The sequence below is a fragment of the Prevotella pectinovora genome (assembly GCF_000834015.1).
Classification (GTDB): Bacteria; Bacteroidota; Bacteroidia; order Bacteroidales; family Bacteroidaceae; genus Prevotella; species Prevotella pectinovora.
The window spans coordinates 1-814 of the sequence record NZ_JXQI01000067.1 but is presented as its reverse complement, the minus strand read 5'-3'; the positions used below and the strand labels follow the sequence as shown (position 1 = coordinate 814).

Annotated in this window: 1 protein-coding gene; it reads right to left on the bottom strand. The window is 42.1% G+C overall.

Annotation, left to right across the window (positions count from 1 at the left end; all coding sequences use genetic code 11):
- Window positions 1–52: 52 nt before the first annotated feature.
- On the bottom strand, window positions 53–601 hold the full coding sequence (locus ST42_RS09870) for a hypothetical protein (RefSeq protein ID WP_044073407.1): 549 nt from the start codon (window positions 599–601) through the stop codon (window positions 53–55).
- Window positions 602–814: the final 213 nt, after the last annotated feature.

The window sequence follows — 814 nt, the reverse complement described above, 5'->3', positions numbered from 1 at the left end:
CCACTTTACTCTTATCTTTCTGAATATTGAAATCATATTCTTCGTTAATTTGTTACAAATAGTAAAACCTCTCGTAGTTGAACCGTGACAACTCACTTTGCGTGGTGTCCAATGTCTTTAGGCGTTCGGGTATCTCATGCAGTGGTATGCCGTCGTCCAGAAGCCTTCTGAGTCGGGTGAACATGATGCGGTTTGTCCGGTCCATGCTCTCTTTGTCAGTAGCCACACCATACTCTTCTGCTTCACTCATCTCAGATATGATCATACCTGAGAACAAACCGTGCAGCCCTTCCTTCTTGGCAAACTCCATGGCATGACACCATATACCGATGATGTCTCCACAATGCTTGCGAAGATAATAGGCTTGCGAATGCCCTACGATAATACCGTCAAAGTCTTCCTCCTTATCATTCTTGCGATAGTATAAACCTTTATCTGAACCATGACCAAGCAGCATGATACGCTCGCTTGGAGACGTGTGGTGAAGCAGATGTCCCATCTTTTTGTTGGAGCAATCCGCTTCAATCAACCGTGCTCCCAACCCTTCATAAAGGATTGAGAGCATTTCGGTCGTTTTATCTATCGGATGTATCACTAACATAGTCTTTCCTTTTATCTCGTTTATGATAATAGGGAGAGAAAAGTAACCTCTAATCTATCACTTCATTGGCTTGACATCATCGAAAGTCATCTCTTTCTCTATCAAGAAAATCTTTGGTCAGTTTTACCAGTCTTTTGTTTGCAAGACACAGATGTTCCTGCAAGTTCTTCTTGACTGTATTGTTGTCTATCTTTCCTCTCTTGTAGTTCTTGA